Annotated in this window: 16 protein-coding genes; 6 read left to right on the top strand and 10 right to left on the bottom strand. The window is 34.6% G+C overall.

Going from position 1 to position 21482, the window contains the following annotated elements; translation table 11 throughout:
• Window positions 1-13: 13 nt before the first annotated feature.
• Entirely contained in the window at window positions 14-418 is a 405-nt protein-coding gene (locus tag AAGU07_RS08590) for a TIR domain-containing protein (RefSeq protein ID WP_342458696.1), read from the top strand.
• Window positions 419-655: 237 nt separating this feature from the next.
• Here AAGU07_RS08590 and msrA read toward each other — a convergent pair whose 3' ends face one another.
• On the bottom strand, window positions 656-1150 hold the full coding sequence (gene msrA / locus AAGU07_RS08585) for a peptide-methionine (S)-S-oxide reductase MsrA (RefSeq protein WP_342458695.1): 495 nt from the start codon (window positions 1148-1150) through the stop codon (window positions 656-658).
• 822 nt (window positions 1151-1972) lie between these two features.
• Between msrA and AAGU07_RS08580 the strand changes: the two genes are divergently transcribed.
• The 4 genes from AAGU07_RS08580 (at window position 1973) to AAGU07_RS08565 (ending at window position 5895) form a co-directional block, all read left to right on the top strand.
• A complete protein-coding gene (locus tag AAGU07_RS08580; RefSeq protein ID WP_342458694.1) occupies window positions 1973-2887 on the top strand; it encodes an ABC transporter ATP-binding protein in 915 nt (304 codons plus the stop codon).
• Window positions 2888-2905: 18 nt separating this feature from the next.
• Complete coding sequence (locus AAGU07_RS08575) at window positions 2906-4102, top strand: ABC transporter permease (RefSeq protein WP_342458693.1); 1197 nt, start codon at window positions 2906-2908, stop codon at window positions 4100-4102.
• Between the two features lie 99 nt (window positions 4103-4201).
• Window positions 4202-5341, top strand: coding sequence for an ABC transporter permease (locus tag AAGU07_RS08570; protein ID WP_342458692.1), 1140 nt, complete (start codon window positions 4202-4204; stop codon window positions 5339-5341).
• Window positions 5342-5550: 209 nt separating this feature from the next.
• Window positions 5551-5895 (top strand): hypothetical protein, encoded by a 345-nt coding sequence (locus tag AAGU07_RS08565; protein ID WP_342458691.1) that lies wholly within the window; start codon window positions 5551-5553, stop codon window positions 5893-5895.
• A 131-nt stretch (window positions 5896-6026) separates the two neighbouring features.
• Here the strand turns inward: AAGU07_RS08565 and AAGU07_RS08560 are convergent, their stop codons facing one another.
• From AAGU07_RS08560 to AAGU07_RS08535, 6 genes are all read right to left on the bottom strand, one after another.
• A complete protein-coding gene (locus AAGU07_RS08560; RefSeq protein ID WP_342458690.1) occupies window positions 6027-7046 on the bottom strand; it encodes a hypothetical protein in 1020 nt (339 codons plus the stop codon).
• 79 nt (window positions 7047-7125) lie between these two features.
• Window positions 7126-7686, bottom strand: coding sequence for a phosphatidate cytidylyltransferase (locus AAGU07_RS08555; RefSeq protein ID WP_342458689.1), 561 nt, complete (start codon window positions 7684-7686; stop codon window positions 7126-7128).
• A 33-nt stretch (window positions 7687-7719) separates the two neighbouring features.
• Entirely contained in the window at window positions 7720-9897 is a 2178-nt protein-coding gene (gene purL, locus AAGU07_RS08550; protein ID WP_342458688.1) for a phosphoribosylformylglycinamidine synthase subunit PurL, read from the bottom strand.
• Between the two features lie 275 nt (window positions 9898-10172).
• Window positions 10173-13313: an isoleucine--tRNA ligase gene (gene ileS / locus AAGU07_RS08545; protein WP_342458687.1), complete on the bottom strand. Its 3141-nt coding sequence runs from the start codon at window positions 13311-13313 to the stop codon at window positions 10173-10175.
• 686 nt (window positions 13314-13999) lie between these two features.
• Window positions 14000-16792 carry a CARDB domain-containing protein gene (locus AAGU07_RS08540; RefSeq protein ID WP_342458686.1) on the bottom strand — a complete coding sequence of 931 codons (2793 nt, stop codon included), beginning with the start codon at window positions 16790-16792 and terminating at the stop codon, window positions 14000-14002.
• A gap of 356 nt (window positions 16793-17148) precedes the next feature.
• Entirely contained in the window at window positions 17149-18381 is a 1233-nt protein-coding gene (locus tag AAGU07_RS08535; protein ID WP_342458685.1) for a methionine adenosyltransferase, read from the bottom strand.
• Window positions 18382-18599: 218 nt separating this feature from the next.
• Here AAGU07_RS08535 and AAGU07_RS08530 point away from each other — a divergent pair, with 218 nt between their 5' ends.
• The gene (locus AAGU07_RS08530) at window positions 18600-18992 is read left to right on the top strand and encodes a DUF192 domain-containing protein (RefSeq protein WP_342458684.1); all 393 of its coding nucleotides are present in this window, start codon (window positions 18600-18602) and stop codon (window positions 18990-18992) included.
• Window positions 18993-19022: 30 nt separating this feature from the next.
• Here AAGU07_RS08530 and AAGU07_RS08525 read toward each other — a convergent pair whose 3' ends face one another.
• The 3 genes from AAGU07_RS08525 to AAGU07_RS08515 all read right to left on the bottom strand — a co-directional run bounded on the left by AAGU07_RS08525 (window position 19023) and on the right by AAGU07_RS08515 (window position 21212).
• Complete coding sequence (locus AAGU07_RS08525; RefSeq protein ID WP_342458683.1) at window positions 19023-19418, bottom strand: HEAT repeat domain-containing protein; 396 nt, start codon at window positions 19416-19418, stop codon at window positions 19023-19025.
• Between the two features lie 68 nt (window positions 19419-19486).
• The gene (locus AAGU07_RS08520; RefSeq protein ID WP_342458682.1) at window positions 19487-20065 is read right to left on the bottom strand and encodes a DNA polymerase ligase N-terminal domain-containing protein; all 579 of its coding nucleotides are present in this window, start codon (window positions 20063-20065) and stop codon (window positions 19487-19489) included.
• Window positions 20066-20519: 454 nt separating this feature from the next.
• The gene (locus tag AAGU07_RS08515; RefSeq protein WP_342458681.1) at window positions 20520-21212 is read right to left on the bottom strand and encodes a dihydromethanopterin reductase (acceptor); all 693 of its coding nucleotides are present in this window, start codon (window positions 21210-21212) and stop codon (window positions 20520-20522) included.
• Window positions 21213-21482: the final 270 nt, after the last annotated feature.

The following is a 21482-nucleotide window of genomic DNA, read 5'->3' as shown; positions in this document are numbered from 1 at the left end:
GTAGGTGGATGAAATGTTTGAATCAGAATCAAGATTATATAATATATTTATAAGCCATATAGGTCAAAATGAGGAAGAATATAACACGTTTACTGAGAAATTGGCAGCAGCACATGATTTTGAGTTTAAAAACTATGGGATACTTGAAAAAGATAAGATCACTGGAGAAGAGCTTCAAGAACAGATAATGCCTGTAGGAGTTGTAATAATTCTTTCAGGGCTATACAATAAGTATAAAGATATTATAAAGAAGCAAATAGACATTTCAAATAAATTAGAAAAGCCCATAATTGTCATCAGGCCTTACGGTATGGAAAATGTACCTCCTGAGCTTGAAGAAGCTGCTGCAGATATCATAGGATGGAATGCGCCGTGTATAGTTGATGCCATAGTAGAAAATTATTTGGAGCAATTTTAAGTGGTAGGGACTGTACTTATTGAAAACCAGTATTTTTGAATTAATTCGTTATACACTTGCAATGTATGTCTGGAAATTATCTAAGTTCTTCCTAAATAGTATTTTTGTAATACACTTGTAATTTATGTCAAAAATCACTATTTTGTATTACTCTATTATATCATGTCAAATAATTAACATGTTTTTAGGCACAAAAAATGAAATAAAATTAATTATATCTTTTATATGCAAATTATTTTAGAATCTGCAGCTGCTGCGTCCTCTTTTTTTCAAATACTGCTGATGGTAATCTTCAGCCATGTAAAATTTGAATTTATCTGCAGGTACAATTTCGGTTACAACATCTCGATTATACATACCAGATTGTTGAAGTTCTTCCTTTGAAGCACGTGCTGCTTTTTCCTGTTCGCTGTCGTAGTAGAAAATTACAGATCTGTACTGTTCACCTATATCTGGCCCCTGTCTGTTAAGCGTTGTGGGGTCATGGATCTTCCAGAAAATATCCAGTAATTCATTGTAGGTGATCACCGAAGGATCATAAGTCAATTCTACTGTTTCCGCATGGCCAGTTCTTCCAGAACAAACATTTTCATAGGTCGGATTTTCTGTATGCCCTCCCATGTAACCTACCGCAGTAGATATGACTCCTTTTGTAGTCCTAAATGTTTCTTCAATACCCCAAAAACAGCCTGCTGCAAAAGCAGCTTTCTTATATTTATTTTCATTTTCCATTTTACCACGTTTTTATAAATCTAATTAAGGAGAAATACACTTGAAGAACGTGTTTTACAATAAGATAATTTAAGTATTTTTTATTATTAATGTTTTGTGCTACCACTTTTAAAGTTATTATTTGATTAAATATTGCAATAAAAAGTTGGATAGTATCAAATATTAAACAAGGAGTTGCTTTCTGTTTGTCAGATTTGTATAAACTATTAATATTAGATAACACATCTAATCAATATCTCTAAATATTTAAACAGTACAAATTAAGAATTAACTTTCAAACGCTAAAGTTGAGGAAAATTCTATGAATTTTTTGAACCTTTCGAAATCTGTCAAAATTGAAAATTTTGACGCGACGAAAATTCTATGAATTTTCGACTGCTCTGATTTCTAAGCCGTAGGAAACTATGTTTCCTTGGCCACAAATCAAAGATTTGTAGGGCCCGAACACCATGTGTTCGACGGCCCAAAAAAATAAAAAATTTTTTGAGGTTGAGAAAATCAAAAAGATTTTTCGAACATTTGGAAATCAAGATTTCCGATGTTTGCAGAACAAAGCAGGAGAAAAATGTTTACAAAATCTACGATTTTGTAACAGCAAACACGAAGTGTTTGCATGCTTTGCATTTTTCGTTGCATAAAAAATCGGAGATTTTTTAATGTTCCGCAACCGTGAAAACCAAAGGTTTTCACATGTCCCAAACGCTGTCAAAATTATAAGAATTTTGACGCATCAAAAATCAGAGATTTTTGAATGCTTCGCGTTTGAGGATCCCCAAAATCACAGATTTTAAGGGATTTTAACAGTTTTTAAGGGGTTAAACCTTGGACTTAAAAGAAGATATGATTAAAATAGACTCTCTCACTAAATATTTTGGTGAAATACAGGCTTTAGATAATTTAAGCCTGAATATTAAGAAAGGAGAGCTTTTAGGGATCATAGGGCCAAATGGAGCTGGAAAGACCACTACAATACGGATAATATGTGGTATATTGAAACCAGATATGGGGACTGTTTTTGTTGGTGGACACGATGTTCTGGAAGATCCAATTACAACTAAATCAATGATAGGGTACCTTCCAGAAGAGCCAAATTTATATGAAAGGTTTAAAGCACGCGATCTGCTTAGATATTTTGGTGAACTTTATGGGGTCCCAAAAGAAAAGCTTAACGATAGAGTTTATGAGCTTCTTGAGCTTGTTGGAATGGAAAATCGCGCAGAACATAAAATAAACACATTTTCAAAGGGGCTACGTCAAAGAATTGGTATTGCAAGGGCTTTAATCCACGATCCAGAAATCATTATATTTGATGAACCTACAATGGGACTGGACCCTGCTACTGCACTTTCAATTAGAAGTTTTATAGAAGACCTTAAAGGTGAAAAGACCATAATTTTGTGCACTCACTACATGGAAGAAGCCGATGCTCTCTGTGATAGGGTCGCGATTTTAAGTGGAGGTAAAATCAGGGATATGGGCACTCCTGATTATCTTAAGGCAAAAATTCACGGTCAAACTATACTCCAGATAAAAATTAACCATGCAGATATAGATACTGATAAAATTCTTAATTTTAATTCTGTAGAAAATGTAAACTTAAAGGGTAAAAATCTGGAAGTATCTTTAAATTCTAAAGAAGACATTTCAGATATAGTTAGCTTGATTGGACATAATGTAGCATCTGTAAATACTAAAGAGCCGTCACTTGAGGATGTATTCATTCATGCTGTGAAATAGATATTTCAGGGTTTTATCATGAGATTTTCAACTATAACTAAATGGGAGTTTAAAAATACCCTCTCGAGCAGAAAGTTTTTGATGATCTTTTTAATGCAGCTTTCTGTCTTAGTTTTAATGATAGTTTTCTTAAACATGTTTATTGGCAATATAGAATCTGAAAACGGCGTTACGTTATCTCCATCTTTGACTAATTTTGCTTCAATGGGCGTTTCAGATACAAGTGGCTTATTTGAAAAACAATTGAATCATGAAGTTCTTGGTATAACTCCACTCGGAAGTAATGAATCGGTAAACCAGGTTAAAAGTGGTAAGGCCACAGCTGCGTTGATTGTTCCTGAAAATTCTATTGGTAAAATAGATACTTTCCAACCTATTACTTTAAATCTGTTTGTTGATTATGCCGATCCGAAGAGGAGTGTGGTGACTGAGGAGGTAAATTCTACAGTTAAAGTTATTTCTTCTTCTATCTCTAATCAATGGATAAGTTCACTGGTTCCTTCCACAAGTACAATTGACCCTGATGTTAGGGAAGAAAAAAAAGGAGAGTCCTTACCATTACAGCTTATTAAAAAAATGATGGTTTCAATCCTGCTTTTCCTTCCCCTTTTCCTTTTTGGAAATATGATCATCGACAGTATTGTAGGTGAAAAGGAGAGGAAAACAGGAGAAATATTGATAGCCATGCCTTTGAGCCATGGAGAAATTATAATTGGAAAAAATTTGGCAGTAGTTTTAGTAATAGCTGTTCAAGTAGCACTGTGGATTCTTATACTGTTAGTGGCAGGTTTTGACCTTAAAAATCCTATTTTAGTTTATTTAGTGATTATATTAACCTCTATTCCGATCGTGGGGATAACAAGTGTCATAGCAGCATATTCTAAGAATTATAAAGAGGCAGGGATTGGATTAAGCTTTATTTATATAGGGATTGTTGGATTTCTCGTGATCCCAGCCCTTGCTTATATCTCAAGTAAGTCAGCCGCAGCTAACATCTCTCCAATGACCCTTGTAATGCGCCTGTTTTCAGGTGATCCCATCTCTATGACAGATTTAATGATTCCAATCATTTCTATACTTATTATAAGTGCCATATCATATTGGATTACAATAAAACTCTTTGAAAGAGATGATATAATGTTTGGACCAAGGCCAGGTATAGTAAGGTTGGCCCTTGAATTAGTTGGTATTAAGAATATTTCAAAGATGAATTAGATGTAAATTTTATGTGCATATTAAGCCAGGGGGCTTTTAGGAAATTAACTAAAAAGATTTACATATGAATTTAATCATTTGTAATTTACAGGAGATAAAATGAAGGTAATCGCACTTGCAAAAAAAGAAGCTCAAGATATATTGACTAACCGAATTTACATCATGGTTGTGTTTGTTCAGATATTTATAATTCTTGGGGCGTTTGGTTTGGGGGTAGGAAGTGCTGTTATAACTGATCCTGGACTCCTGGATAAGTTTGGAGTTACATCCCATCTTACAGTGGGGATTTCTGAAGATTTGAAAAATTCAACCATTGCAAATGATCTAAGTGCCCAAAAACTGAATGTAGTTTATTTCAAAAATATGAGTAAAGCTGATAAATTGCTTGGATCAGAATTAATTGCTGTAGTTACGGTTTCATCTTCTCCAAAACAGGATATACTTGTTCAATCAGATACATCTAATCCTTTTTACCCAATAGTATCTGAAAAAATAAGTGATGCTGTAAATAAATTTAAATTAGAAAAGAAACTGCAATCTGCAGGAATAAGTAAAGAAATGATCCAGAAAATTGAAAATCCAGTGATTTTAAATCAAATAAATATTAATGAGGATAACATAGCGAAATTGGCCTTAAATACTTCTTATTTTGTGGAAATAATGTATGGATTCATAGTTCCATTTGTTCTCCTCCTCCCGTTTTTCCTTGCAAGTAACATAGTAACAGATAGTATTGTGGGGGAAAAAGAGAGAAAAACATTTGAAATGATTCTTATGACTCCTATTTCAAGTTCAATGGTAGTAATTGGAAAAATTTTACCTATTCTTTCATTTTCACTGATTCAGAGCATTGCATGGATCATTTTACTGAATTTGCTTGGGGTTCCAATTTATAACGTGTTTGTTTTAATTTTCATGCTTGTTTTCATTGGTTTAGCATTTATTGGGATGGGGATATTGATATCTATGCTTGTTGACAGTACTAAAGAGGCAAATTCGGCTATAACACTTGCTTTAATGTTTGCAACATTTATCTTCTTTATGCCTCTCTTTATAAAAATGCCTTATCTTGAAGGAATTTTAAATATTATTCCAACAGTTCTAATGGTTAAATTATCTTCAACTCCAATTATCTCATGGGATATGATATTATTTTTCATTCCTACGATTTTAGCATCTACCCTAATTTTTGCACTGGCTGTAACATACTTTAGACATGAAAGAGCTATTAGGCTCTAAATTTTTATTTATGTATTAAATTTGGTATTTTGGTAGGTTAAGCGGATTATATGAATCTAAATTTGGATTTACGCCATGAAATTTTAAAATATATAATAACAAATCTGTTTTAGCATATAAATAACATGTATGGCTTTTAATTCTAATTATTTCTTAAAGATTTAACAAAGATTTAAATATTTTTAATATAAATTTATTCTTGTGGTATCATGTCTGAAGATCTTAGAAAATTACATGAGGAACGCTTGGAAATTGAAAGCAGGATATATGCTGAACTGAATAGAATTGCAGAAATAGTAAATAGTTATACAAAAGATGGAGATGAAATAGAAATCATCGCCAATACTTCTTACAGGCTACGTGTGGCTGAAGGAGATATATTGGTAGTAAGAGATACTAATTCTGTATTTTTTAGGGATTTGAAAATTTCAACTGAATATCAACTGGTTAGACTAATTTTAGAGCGCCGAGAGGAAATTTTAAGTAAGTTCATTGAGTTTAATGAACGTATGATTAAAATGGGAAAAAATATCAGCAAAAGTTATCTTGAATAATGTTATTTCTTCTGTTTTTTAGTTTTCTAAATTAATTTTTTTTACCGCACGAAGGTGCGGCATGCAAGACCTTATTTTCACAGGCTTGACATGGAATTCACGGTTAAAAATAAAATTTTGGCGTTGCTGAGTTATACCCAGGCTTTATAATTCCATGAAAGTGCGAACCCACTACACTGACCTTTTAAATCAGGAATCAATTTGAGTAAAAGCGGTTTATCAGATAGATTTCCGGGTAATTCAACTATTGTTTTATTTCCTTCTTTTTGAATACTTAAAACATCGTAACCATTTAGGTTTATGTTGTCTACAGGGTCTATAATTGTTAATTCATGAAAATCAGTATTAGATCCAAATACACTGATTGAAACTCTGAGAATAATAATCAATGCCATTATGAGGGCCGGCTTATACAAATCTCGCGGTGAAAAAGGTTTTTTGCTGACATAATAAATTATTAGAAGACCCGCAAGAGCAATCCATGCAGGGTAATCAAGCATTCCTCCATCAAGCATTGTAATAAAGGAGAGGGTCAGGAAAAATGCGAGCAAAACTTTATAAAGGTCTCTCTTTTCACTTAAAGCAGTTATTCCTGCTATATAAATCAGGGGGAATGTAATTAAGATGATAAGTGAGAATGGAACAGTATACTGTGCAAGTGGGACTCCAGTATTTATAGTTGAAGAAACGTGTATTCCCATCGAGTGAATTACATAGCCTAAAACTGATTTAAACGCATGACTATGTGTTAATGCAGTTGTGCTGAATTCATTTCCAGTATAAGACACGAACATGGTGAAAAGGGACACGCCAAGTTTTATTCTTATCCAGACTTCAATGAGCAGTCCAACTATATATGTAAAGAATATAGTTATTATGGTGAATTTAAGATACTTCTGGGCATCTATTTTTAAGCTAGGGCTTAGTGATGATATTCTCTTTCCAATTAGTCCATTTGATTGGAATAAAGGGTAAAGTAACAGGAAACTGCCCATAACTGCAAAAAGAATTAGGGATTTACCTTTAGATGACCCTTCCATAAGATGGTACGTAAGTGTTAGGATGGTACTGTCCAGAAAACTTGTAACCGCGAGTAAGACTGCAAAAAGAATCATAATGATTCCAATGATATTCAACTTGTTTAGACGCAATATTTCACCGGCTTAATTTAATTTTCAATTGTGTGTCAAGATTAACTTTGATATTGAAATTAATTGTTTCATCTCTTTACTATATAAGGTATACTACTAAACTCATTGCAATACCGGCTATCACTGGAATTGGAATATTGTCATCTATAGGGCTGTATGCTTCAGTTATAGCACCACATAATGCTCCAACTAATGCAGGAGTCAATGGAAGTTGAGTTAATGCACCGATTAATGCAACAATAAAAAATGCAGATGTTCCCACTACAGTTTTCCTTTCATTGAATGGTAGCCGTGTTTTTCCAAATCTTTTTCCAAATATGGTGGATGCAGAATCTCCCAGTAAAAAAATTAGTATTGCAGCATTGGCAATAGCTATGTTAAATTTAAATAAATAAAGTGTCAGTATAATTCCAATAAAGAAATAGACAAACCCTCGTTCGTCGTTTTCCCGTTTGCATTTCCTTAAAATAAAAGAAAAGAAGAATACTTTTCTATTTTCATCGATTCTAAAAATAGCTTCTACAATAAGCACAATTGTTATACACGTGAGTATGGCAATGAGGGGGCTTAAAAAAATATTTACAAAAACAATAAAGATACCTGATGCATGAATCAACTGTCTGAAGTTCTCTTTTTCCATATCATCAGGCCGTAAAATTTTGTATCATGCTAATTAAGCCATGAATTTTTCTATTACTCCATAATATGATTCTTTGAGCTTTTCAATATCTACATTTATCAGATTCTGGTCAATAGTTAAAGTTTTACCTCCAACTTCTCCGATAACTGCTGCAGGAGCATTTATTTTGTTTAATATTTCATCCACATATTCACTTTTAACTGTAACAATGAATCTTGCGTTGGACTCTGAAAATAATGTTTCAGCATCACTTATATTATCTTCTTTAGGCACCTTTGAAACATCTATAGTTGCTCCAAGATCACCTGAAATTGCCATTTCAGCAACTGCAACGGCTATTCCTCCAGCTGAACAATCATGAACCGCTGTTACCGCATCATTTTCATCTTCATGAATTATTTTTAGAACTGCCTCTGAAGATTCAAATTCAGCATCCATATTCACCTTTGGAGATTTTCCCTGGACAATGTCAAAAATTTCTTTATGGTATTGGGAACCGTCAAGCTCAGGATAAGTTTTACCGATTAATATGATTTTATCTTCTTCATTTTTGAAATCCATAGTTCTAATGTCTTTTATATTCATTAGACCTGCAACACCCACAACTGGGGAAGGATTTACAGTTACTCCTTCAGTTTCGTTGTAAAAACTAACGTTACCGCTTATTACTGGAGTTTCAAATTTGTTTGCAATGTCTGACATTCCTTTGATGCATTCTTTAAACTGCCAGAAAACATCTGGTTTTTCAGGGTTTCCAAAGTTCAGGCAATCAACAACGCATACTGGTTCAGCACCCATTGAAACAACATTTCTTATGGCTTCTGCAATTGCTCCAGCCCCTCCATGGTATGGATCGAGCTTTGTGTGTATACTGTTACAGTCTGAGGTAAGTGCAATGGCCTTTTCATCATCAATTCTAAGAACTGCTGCATCATCGCCGGGTTTAATAACAGTTCTAATCTGTACTTCGTGATCGTACTGCCTGTAAACCCAGCTTTTACTTGCGATGTTCTGTGAGGAGAGAAGTTTGAGAAGAGATTCCTGAGGATCGATATCTTCTACTTCTTGATATTCCGCAGATTCAGATGGTCCGCATCCTTTTTCTTTTGGATTACATGATTCCCTGTTAACAACTGGAGGATCTGAAAGAAGTTCTGTTTGAACATTTGCTATAACTTCGCCTTCTTTTTTCAAAACTAAGCTACCAGTATCTGTAACTTTGCCAATAACTGCTGCTGGAAGTTCGTATTTATTGAATATTTCCATTAACGCGTCCACATCTTTAGGGTTTACAACAAAAATCATTCTTTCCTGGGACTCCGAAAGCATTATTTCATATGGTGTCATTCCTTCTTCCCTAAGTGGAATTGTTGTAAGTTCTACTTCAGCCCCATTTCCGCCTTTAGCAGCCATTTCTGAAACACAGCATGTCAGGCCTCCGCCGCCTAAATCTTTGAGTCCAACCACGTCAATTTTATCAAGTGCTTCAAATGTAGCTTCCATAACCATTTTTTTAGTGAAAGGATCTCCTACTTGAACTGCAGGTCTGCTTTCGAGTTCAGATTCAGTTGTAAGCTCTTCAGATGCAAATGTTACTCCATGTATTCCGTCTCTTCCTGTGGTACCTCCCATAAGGACAAAGATATCACCTACATTAGGTGCAGAACCTAATACAATATCGCTTTTATTAACAAGCCCTGCACAGATAACATTTACAAGCGGGTTAAATTTGAAATTATCATCAAATTCAATTTCTCCACCGACAGTTGGGACTCCTACTCTATTTCCATAATCTGAAATTCCTTTTACCACATATTCAAATATGTACCTTGATTTTTGGTCTTCAAGAGGTCCAAATCTTAATGAATCAAGTAATGCAATCGGTTTGGCACCCATAGAAATGATATCTCTAAGTATACCGCCAATACCTGTTCCAGCACCACCATAAGGTTCAATTGCGGATGGATGGTTGTGGCTTTCCATTCCAATAACAAGTGCGAGTTCATCTGTCAATTCAACAATTCCCGCATCGTCTCCGGGACCAAGGATAACATGTTTACCTTCGTTTGGGAATAATCTTAAAATAGGACGGCTGCTTTTATAGGAGCAGTGCTCTGAAAACATTATGTCAAGCATACCATACTCCAATGAATTGGGGTCTCGTCCCAGTTCTTTTTTTACAAATTTACATTCTGAATCTGTTAGGGTCATGATATCACGCTGTAGTTAATATATTTAATTAGTGTATATTTTTAAGAGTTATTTGAGGTTTGTTACCTCATTGTGTTTTTTTAATTGTTATTTTGAGGTTTTCATCCTCAATCTTCCACCTTTCAACATTTTTAGGAAAAAGCCCTCGAAAATCATAGCTTTCGAAAATTAAAAATTTTCGATGCCCCAAAATTCTACGAATTTTGAGGGATTTTCGGGGGGCCAAAAATTCTACGAATTTTTGAGCGGTTGATCAAAAACACTTTAATATTTTATTATGTTTTTTTGATAGTTATTTTAAGGTTTTCATCCTCAATCTTCCACTCTTTTGTATAATCTCCTTCCTGTGCCTCAAAACTCAGCTGTTCAGCACGTACCTCATTGGAAATAAAGTCAAAGAATGGTTTAATTAATTCTTTGAAACCTTCATCACACTCTACAAATACCTGAATATTGGCTTCAACATCTAAGTCAAGGTCTTTTCGCATGTCTTGAACTCTTCTTATAAGTTCTCTGGACATTGCTTCGGATAATATTTCTTCAGTGACTTCTGTGTTTATGAATACATTTCCAGAATCGAAATCTGCACTTACAAGATTTTCTGGAAGTTCAGTTTCAAATAAAATATCGTCAACACCAAGTTCTATGGTTCTGTCATCAACTTCAACAGAATAACTTTCTTCAGCATCTAAGACTGCTTTTATCTCTGATCCGTCGGCTTCTGTAAGATGTTTCATTACTTTTGGTGCATCGCCTCTGAGTCTTGGTCCAAGGGTCTTTAAATTAGGTTTTGCAATTATCTTGAGGTTTTCAAATTCATCTGTTGCTATGATCTCTTTTGTATTGGCCTGTTCCATTATGACAGCTTTAAGTGATTCAACTGCGCTTAAAACTTTTTTGTCCTCAGAAACAACTACAATTTCGCTTACGGGCCATCTAAGTTTGTATCTTGCAACATCTCTTCCTCTTGCACATGCTTCGATGATATCTCTGACGATATCCATATTTTCTTCTAATTCTGTATCAATCAAGTCTTCATTGAATTCCCAGTCTTCCATATGTATACTTTCAGGAGCATCTTCTTCCACTCCTTTTATGAGATTCTGGTAAATCTCTTCGGTAATGTGGGGAGTTATTGGGGCCATTGTTTTAATTAGAAGTTTTAAGGCGTTATATAGTGTAAAGTAAGCTCCTAATTTATCAGGATCTTCTTTTTCAACCCATGTACGTCCTCTTATGAGTCTAACATACCATCTGCTCAAATCTTCCAGTATGAAATGATTTATAGCCCTTGTAGCTTTATGGAGATATAATGAATCTAAAGCTTCTGTTACTTCTTTTGCAAGAGAATTAGCACGTGAAGTTATCCATCTGTCCTCATCTCTTAATTTAAGATCTTTTTCAGTGTACAGTGTTGGGTTGAAATTGTCTATTGCCATGTAGGTAGTTGAAAATACATAAACATTCCAGAGAATATTGAACATTTTCTGGACGTTTTTAATCTCATCCCATGTGAATTTCAGGTCTTCCCATGGTTTATTTCCCCAGAGTAGATAAAATCTTAGTATATCTGCTCCGTACTGTTCAATGACTTCTTCTGGCGCTACTACGTTTCCGAGGGATTTACTCATCTTTCTTCCCTCTTCATCGAGGGTAAATCCGTGCATTAAAACTTTTTTATATGGTGCTTTGTCAAAAGATATTACTCCGCACCCTAATTGTGAATAGAACCATCCTCTAGTTTGATCATGTCCTTCTGTTATGAAATCGTAAGGGAACCATTCATCAAACATTTCTTTTTCTTCGGGATAGTGCAGAGCTGCCCATCCTGCTACTCCTGAGTCTATCCACACGTCTAAAACGTCAGGGACACGGTTCATGTCTCCCCCACATTCACACTGGATTGTAATTTCATCAACATACGGTCTGTGTATGAAATCTCCTTCGAGAGTTCCTTTAACTGTTTTCTCTTTTAACTCGTCGATGGATCCTATAACGGTTATTTCTCCACAGTCTTCACATCTCCAGATTGGAATTGGAATTCCCCAGTATCTCTGCCTTGATATTGTCCAGTCTCTTGCATTTTCAACCCAGTTACGGAACCTGCTTTCACCAGCCCATTCTGGAACCCATTCAACATGGTCTAACTCGGATAACATTTTGTCTTTAATGTCTGTAACTTTAAGGAACCACTGCTGTGTTGCAAGGTATATAATAGGAGTTTTACATCTCCAGCAGAACCCGTACCTGTGGTCAATTATGCCTTCTTTAAAGAGTAAACCGTGTACATCTAAATCAGTTATGATGTAAGGATCGGCTTCTTTTACGAATTCGCCTTCATATTTTCCAGCTTCTTTTTTAAATAGTCCTGCCTCATCTACTGGACAGAATATTGGTAAACCGTATTTTTTACCAATATCAAAGTCGTCTGGACCATGTCCTGGAGCGGTATGAACACAACCAGTACCTTCTGTTAAAGTTACATGTTCTCCTGGAAGTATTTTATGCGTAAATTCTTTTTGAACAGGTATTTCATCTATAAGTGGGTGTTGATATTCAAGGCCCTCAAGATCACTACCTTTCACTGTTTTAAGAATTTCATAATCTTGATCTTCGAATAAAGAGCTAACAAGGGCTTCTGCCATTATATAAACTTCGCCGTTAACATTAACATAAGCATAATCAAAATCAGGATGTACACATACTGCCATGTTAGCAGGAAGGGTCCATGGTGTTGTTGTCCATACAAGTATGTATTCATTACCGTTTTCAGACTCTTTTAATGGGAATTTAACATAAATTGAAGGGTCTTCTTTATTTTCATAATCGATTTCTGCAAGTGCAAGTGCTGTTTCACATCGGGGGCACCATGTTATAACTCTGAGATCGTTTATAAGAAGTTCTTTTTCGTTTGCTTTCTTTAGGGTCCACCAGCAGGATTCCATGTATTTAGTATCAAAAGTAACATAAGGATTATTCCAGTCCATCCATATACCCAGCATTTTAAACTGATCGGTCATGAGGGCTTTATTTTCGATTGCAAATTCTTTACATTTTTCTACAAAATTGGCAATTCCTATTTTAGTTTCAATTTCCTTTTTACTTTTTAAACCGAGTAACCCTTCTACTTTGTGTTCTATAGGAAGTCCATGAGTATCCCATCCAGCTTGTCTCCGCAGGTTGAAACCTGACATGCTTTTAAAGCGCAAAAAAGTGTCTTTTATGGTTTTATTCCATGCAGTTCCCAGGTGTATTTTACCACTACAATAAGGAGGGCCGTCTAAAAATGAAAATTTAGGACTATTCTCTCTTAATTTGTCTGTTTTTTGATATATACTGTTTTCATTCCAAAACTTTTGAATATCTTTTTCTATAAGCTTTGTATCGTATGATCTCTTGGCCTCTTTTATTGGCATTTTCATTCTCCTTAGGGTATTTATAAATTAAATATAAGAATCAGCTTTTTTGTAAAAATTTCTGTGCTTCATTACATTTTTTTCATTAATTTATTCTTGATCTATATCTGATTCGCAGATATTTAAAAGTTAACGCATATTTTTTGAGGTAATAGTATTTTTTTGCGAAATAGAAAAAGATATAAATACCTTTAATCTTAACTAGTAGTGCATCCCCTATTACAACGATACTATTTTTAATACTGATCGTATCGCCTCCGGGGGGATGTTACACCTACTAATTTTTATACAATATCACTATACTAATTATGGCGCCCCGCTCACCCTCTTGTTTGAACTCTCAAATGGGGCGTCAATTATTATAAAATTATAATTTTACCGAAAACCTTATTAATAAGTTATAAAAAAGGATGAATTGCCACTCTCATTTTGGGAAGATTGAGTGGATGGCCATTAATTAAGTAATTTACCTATGTCTCTAGAGACATAGGTATTATACTGAAACTTTTTAGCTTAAACTTAAAATTTATTTGTAATTATGTACTACTTTTTTATATTTGCCTTTAAAAAAAGTTTAAATTTAGTTTTAAGATATGTTATTTTAAAAATTAAAATATTGGGGATATAATAAAGAATTTAGAGGGAGGTATTTGCCCCTCTTCTCAAGCTAGCTTGAGATCCCTGATTTAAAATATATTCACCCATGTTCCGCTGCTAATCACATTGTTTGATTTGCTGGACTCTGATACCTTGTTTTCTGTATCGACTACCATCTTGCAGTAGTAAAGTCCTTTTGCTATAGTTGAAGGTATAGTTAATTTAGTGTACGCTGTATTTGATGCCCCTGCTTTAAGTGAGCTAATGTATCGTCTACCAAGGTATATGGAAGTTATTTTGCCTTTATAGCTTCGGTAGATGTAAATTTTGACATAAAATCCTCCGGATGAAACTTTTCCCTGGTTTTTCACTGTGTTTTTAATAGTCATTTTGCTGCCTCTTCTGTACGAAGTTGATCCTGCACTTACTGATGAAGCTACAAGATCAGGAAGGACTACATTTATAGTGTTTGAATAGGTCGCTATATTGTTTGATTCGTCTGATTCAAAAACTGCGTTGGTTGAGTCAACTATCGCCCCAATATAATAGTTTCCAGATAGGCTGGATGGGACTGTAAAGCTTGTGGTTGTTGTATTTGATGCACCTGCATTGAGACCTGATATATATCTTTGTCCTAGGTAGGTGTCAGATGTGGTAATGTTGCTGTCATTTGAGAGATAGAAATTGACATAAAATCCTCCTGATGCAATTTTCCCCTGGTTTTTCACTGTGTTTTGGATGGTTATTTTGTCTCCTCTTTTGTATGTGGTTGTCCCGGTGCTTATTGATGTAATAACAAGATCAGGTGAACATACCTCTATGGTAGTTGAGAATGCTTTTATATTGTTTGATTCGTCTGATTCAAATACGGTGTTAGTTGAGTCAACTATCGCCCCGATATAGTAATTTCCAGACGCATCATATGGGATTGTAAAGTTTGTGTATTCTGTATTTGATATGCCCGCGTTGAGACCTCCTGATATGTATCTTTGTCCTAGGTAGGTGTCAGATGTGGTAATAGTGCTGTCATTTGAGAGATAGAAGTTAACATAGAAACCTTTTGATGTGGAGCTTCCCTGGTTTTTTACTGTGTTTTGGATGGTTATTTTGTCTCCTCTTTTGTATGTGGTTGTTCCTGTGCTTATTGATGTAATAACAAGATCTGGAGCACATATATTTGTAGTGGTTGAAGAAGCCACAATATTGTTTAATTTATTTGTTTCACATGTTTTATTTAGAGGATCAACTACTGCTACAATATAATAGCTTCCAAAGATATTGGATGGAATTGTAAGATTTGTGTATGCAGTGTTTGATGCACCTGCTTTGAGACCTCCTGAAACAAATCTAGATCCAATCTTGGTATTTAATGTAGTGCCGTCTTTTGAGAGATAGAAATAGACATGGAATGGATTTGAGTTTTTGGTCCCTATATTTTTCACAGTATTTACTACTACCATTGATCCGCCTGTTTGAGCTGTAGCAGGCCCAGATACTGAAGGCATTGTGAGGTCGGCATCAGGTACAATCATTGCACCGCTGAATTTTATATTATTATTTTCGTTAGATTCAGAAACGCTGTTATCGTACGCTGCATCTGCCATAACTAGTATGTAATAATTGACGTTTGCTTTTAAATCCGATGGTAAAGTTATATTTGTCAGTGCACTATCTGATTTTCCTGCTGCTAGACCTGAAACGTAACGAGTATATTCTGGTGCTAATGTGAGGTCATCTGTCATGTAGATGTCTTCATTACTGTTTCTATCATCAGTCCAAACAACTTTATTATCATATATTGCAGGGTTTATCTGGTTCCCTTTGTCTATAGTTAACTGCCTTTCAATTCCAAGAGTTAAATCGTACATGTATATGTCCCAGTTCCCGTTCCTGTTGTCCTGCCACACTATCTTATCCCCGTAAATTGCAGGATTAATATGGTTGGATGTATTATGGGTTATTTGGGTTTCTTCATCTGCGGAAAGATCATACATGTATATGTCCCAGTTTTTACTGGTTGTGTTATACTGCTGCCAGACAACGTTATCTCCATAAAGCGCAGGATTAGTCTGGTTTTCTGAAGATTGACATACTCGATTTATATCTCCTGTAGAAAGATCATATGTGTATATATTCCAGATGCCGTCTCCATTATCTTGCTGCCATACAATGTAATTTCCATTAACATACGGATTAATGTGATTAGCACCGTCTTTAGTTATTCGCGTAATCCATTTCTCTTTGGGCATCGCGATATCGTCTGTGATTGGGAAGTCATATAAATATATGTCCCAGCTTCCGTCTGATCTCTGCTGCTGCCAGACTATTTTATCCTGATATATTGATGGATTGATCTGATCAGAAGTTGTGTTGTATAATAGGTATATACTATCATTAATTGGATCATCTCTACCTGGAATATTATAACCCAGAATTTGCCAATGAGAATTACCTAACCAGGACAAATTTTCCTGCCATACAATTACATCTCCATAAATTGCAGGATTAAGTTGATCACCTGGAGTATAAATAACTCCGTCTTCTGTACCTGTAATATTTTTATAGTAAAGATCACTTTCCTGCCGATCATATCTGTAATCAGACCAGACTACTTTATCTCCATAAATAGATGCATTACGCTGACTAGCAGGTTTTTTAACTACAGCATATTCATCCTGTATGTAATAGCCTACAGTGAATCCATCTGCTGCTTGATCACCTTGATTAGTCACAGTATCATTTATTGTTACTGTACTGCCTGGTGAAACATTACTTGTCACATTTACAGAAGTTACCGCTAAATCGGGTGATGCTGAAGCTGTTTCACACGTTATCAAGGCTAATATAGAAAAAATAATTAAAATTAATAGTTGCCTTTTCAATTTTTCACCCCTTTTAATCTTATCAAGTTCACACGGGGTAATATTGTACTAAGTAAATATAAATATTTACTTATTTTAAATTTATAAGAAATTAACTTTCATGATGTGCTAAATGTATATATTAAACTATTTCAATAGAAATAGACTTATTTAAAAGGTTAAATGTATTATAGAAGCTTTATATTTGGTCTATACGCTATAACTTTACATATTTATAAAATGAATTTTCTATTACTAGAAATTATGCTAATTATATTTAAAATATAAGTTATATAAAACTTATTCGCTAAAAAAAAGAGATTAAGGGGCATATTCAAGCATCATACATTGTATATACCTTTTCACTTAAAATTTGCTTAGAAAGTCCTGATTTTACCAGCTACAAGCATGTCAGTTATGCTTGTTATATTTTCTAACCAGTAATCTGTGACTTCTTCTACCTGCTTGTTAACATTTTCAAGCTGGTATCCATTTTCCAGAATCATTTGGACACTTGCAGCCTTTGGAAGGTTAATTGGTTTTCCTATCTGGCTTAAAAGCATTATATGTACCTGTTTTACCCCTTCAACTTCTTCAGTTATATCATTTGCAATTTTATTTGATAAAAGGTTGTATATTTTACCAACGTGGTTTATTGGGTTCTTTCCGGAAGTTGCTTCCATGGACATAGGTCTGTTTGGTGTTATTAACCCGTTTGCACGGTTTCCACGTCCTACAGAACCGTCGTCACCCATTTCTGCGGAAGTTCCAGTAACAGTCAGATAAACTGAAGGATTTTCTGGGTCATGAATGTCTGCAGTGTTTATATAAACTTCTACATTTCTTTCTGTGTACTTTTCGGCAAGTTTCTGTACTTCATCGTGTACTTTTGCTTTTACATCGATATAATGGTCAAGATCATTAACATATTTTGAAACCATGGCTGAAGCAACTGTAAGCACGATATGGTTATCGTCTCTAAGTCCCATAACCTTAATATCTTCACCTACTTGAGGATATTTCTTTTTAAAGTCTCGGGAGTTTAGCATATTTTCTGTAGCGAGTACTATATTCTCTGTTTCTGAAAATGGCGCGTAACCTACACCAAATGATGTATCGTTAGATGAAGGTGCTTCTCCTTTTCTTTTAAATACGTCTGTTAAATCGCCTGATCCGTGTCCTATTTTACATTCTACGACTGTGGCAGTTTCGACATCGAGGTTTATGATATTTTCTCGTAAGTATTCTTTTGCAGCAGCTATGGCTATTCTGTCAAGGCCCATTTTCTTTATTTCTAATTTTCCATTTTTTTCATTATGGAATTCGGCTATTCCTCTTCCTGTAAGGAGAATGTCCATAGGTTTGATTATATCTCCGCCGCCAAATACTGGGTCTGATTCTCCTGCTGTAATTTGAACTTCATCAGTGTTATGGTGCATTATTTCTCCGAACTGCTCGATATATGCATTGCATAAAGCTCTGCTTACGGATTCTGCTATTCCGTCACTGATACTATCGGGGTGTCCTATACCTTTTCTTTCTACTATCTCTATTTCTTGCTGTTCAATTGGTTTTTGAATGAGCTTTTCAATGAAAATATTTTTTTTCATAAATGTCCTCCCTTTTAATTATACAAATACGTCATAAAATGTAAAGTCAAAGTAACCGTGATCTCATATGTTCTTATTTTTTAAGATATTTAAATATATTCTTACCCTACTAATAAAGAATAGAGTAAGATAATCTAAAAAATTTAATACTTATGTTAAATGTCATATGATTATTGAAAATGTGCATATAATTTTAATTTATAAAAAGAGGCTTTAAAATGCAGAATTATCCAAATAGTAAACATCTTATAGTAATGAACAGAACTAAATCTACTGTACTTGGCGAAAGCGAAATTGCAGATACATTCTTCTCAAGATTAAGGGGAACAATGTTCAAAAAGGAACTTAAACGTGGACTAATTTTAAAGCTTCCAAGTAGTAGAAGTCGAAGTGGTTCAGCTATTCACATGTTTTTTGTAAGGTTTCCTCTGGATATCATTTTTGCAGATGTTGATAAAAAAGTAGTTGATATAATTTCAATTGATCCATGGAAAACTTATACTCCTAAAAATCCTGCAAAATATGTCATAGAAATGGAAAAAGGCACTATTGAGTCATCAGGTACGGAAATAGGGGATGAATTAGATTTTACGTGTGAAAATGCTAAATAAATAAATTTAAAAATAAGTAATATGGTGGTTCTATTGTCTTTCTTTTATTGAATTTAGAGCCATCTGAGCAACTTTTTTTACCACAGGATTTTCATCATTAGACGCTTTTTCAAGTGGATTTATAGCGCTCTTATCTCCAGCTCCAGAAAGGCCAACTGCGGCAGCATATCGAACACTTGCCCTTTCATCATGCAGTGCTTCAATTAGTGGAGCAATAACCTTTTTATCTTCGAAAATACCAAGCGATAAAGCGGCAGCTTCTCTAACATGACAGTCTTCATCTTTCAATGCTTTAATTAAAGGATCTACAGCCTTGGGTTCTGCTAATTCTGCAAGAAGTTCTACAGCATCTTCTCTTCTTCTCCAATCACCATTTTCCAGTTCACCAATAAGATAATTTAAATCTCTATTTTCTGATTCGGCCAATGCACTACCTCCTAGCTATCATATTTGTTTTTAAACTTTTAAAAACTTATTCATTTTTGCCGTATTTTTCATATGATCTCATCGATGGTACGTCTGCTTAATACAGATTCTGGCTGATCAATCAGGATGTCTTTATTTTTATCTGCTTTTTCATCTTTCTTTTTCAAAAGAAGCCAGAATTTCCGGTTTCCTTTTCCTGTACGTATAAGGGCATAGCCCCCTTTAAGTTTATGGCCTTCAAGCCAGATATCCACGTGTCCCTTGTTGATAGATTCTTCCATATTGATTTTGTGGCCATTTTTTTCATTTAAGTTGTGATAAGTGCCAGTGTCCCAGACAATTACAGTGCCTGCGCCGTAGTTTCCCTCAGGAATAACTCCCTCAAAATCAATATAGTCCAAGGGATGGTCTTCTGTTGGGACTGCAAGCCTTTTTTGACTGGGATCTGTAGAAGGTCCCTTGGGAATTGCCCAGGACTTTAAAACACCGTTAACTTCCAACCTGAAATCATAATGGAGTTTACTTGCATCATGTTTTTGTACTACAAATCTTGGCTTATCTGAAACTTTTTCACTTGTAAATGGTTCAGGAGTGTTTTCAAAATCTCTTTTTTCACGATACTTTTCCAGATGGTTTTGATCTGCCATATTGATACCCTCTTAAAAGTTTCTAACGCTCATGTTCACAAAAACCGACAGTCTTCAAAAATCGGAGATTTTTGGAACCTCGAAAACAAAGCATTCGAAAATTTACAATTTTCGATACGTCAAATCGAAGATTTAACAGTTTTCGAAGGTTTTGGTGACCGTAAAAATTGCGATTTTTACATGTCCATGATCCTGTGCATTAGTTATACTTTATGTTAAATTGTAGTTTAATTGATTATAGGGGATTTATCTTAAAAAAATGCAATTTAATTAACAGTGACACACGAAAATGAAGCGATATTGTTTGCACAACATTCGGGGTGTGAGCGTTCCATATGTTGTAATATTTGGAAAAGAAATGTAATAAAAATTAATATTTTTAATCTGAATGGTTCTTTATTAAATCCTGTAGGAAAAATAAAGGTTTAGTGGACTTATTATTTTTACTTTCTGTTTAAAAAAGATTTTTTAAATTAGAAGGATGTTCTAAAACTTCAATACCTTCAAATTCATAGAGTTTTTTGGTGTTTTCAATATCAATTTCCCTCATGTGGATGGTGATTATTTTCCCGGCAGAAATCGCTGAAAATGGGCATGCTGCTGCACATGCACCGCAGCCTTCACATTTAAGGAGATCTATTTCAACCCCTGGAGTTATTGCATTGCCTGGACAAGCGGCTGCAGCGGCACATGGCTCACATTTTTGACATGTATCTAATTCAAGTTTGGATGGCAGTACGGTTTCAACATCCCCTGATTCAAGATCTACTGGGATTATGCATGTTTTAACTCCGCCTTTTCCAGATTGTGCGACTGCATTTGTAACCAGTGAATCTGCAATACCACTTACAATTTTTCCAATGGTATTTGAAGTTGCAGGGGATACAATGAGAAGATCATATTTCCCCAGTGAAAATCGTCCGGTTATAGGATAACTGAATCTCTGGTCTTTTTCCCGGATTAATTCGTTGTAATATCCGCCTGTTATTGTTTCTATTCTTTCGTAAAGTCCGTACATCTTGAGAACTTCTTCTCCTGCACTTGAAAGTAAAACAGTTACATCATGCTTTGTCATTAACTGTTCCACTAATTCAACACTGTCTGAAAGTAAGTGACCTGCTCCTGTAATTCCAAAGGCTATTTTCATTCAATCTCCTCGTAAATGTATTAAAATTGTAAACTTTAATTTGTTCAATATATGAGAAAAGTGGTATTTATAAAATTAGATAGATAATCGAGAATTTGATTTCGCCTTTAAAATTGATAGAAATAGTATTGAAAAGTTAAAAAAATAGAAAGATATTGATTTCTAATTTTGATTGTTTTTAATTAATGAAATATTAAAAAAGGGAATAAATAGTTGATTTCTTTCTACCGCAGCGAAAAAACAGAGTTTTTTCGCGAGGCCTTCAAAAAA

This window comes from Methanobacterium sp. (assembly GCF_038562635.1).
Classification (GTDB): Archaea; Methanobacteriota; Methanobacteria; order Methanobacteriales; family Methanobacteriaceae; genus Methanobacterium_D.
The sequence above is the reverse complement of the archived record's forward strand: the minus strand, read 5'-3'. Positions and strand labels throughout refer to the sequence as shown.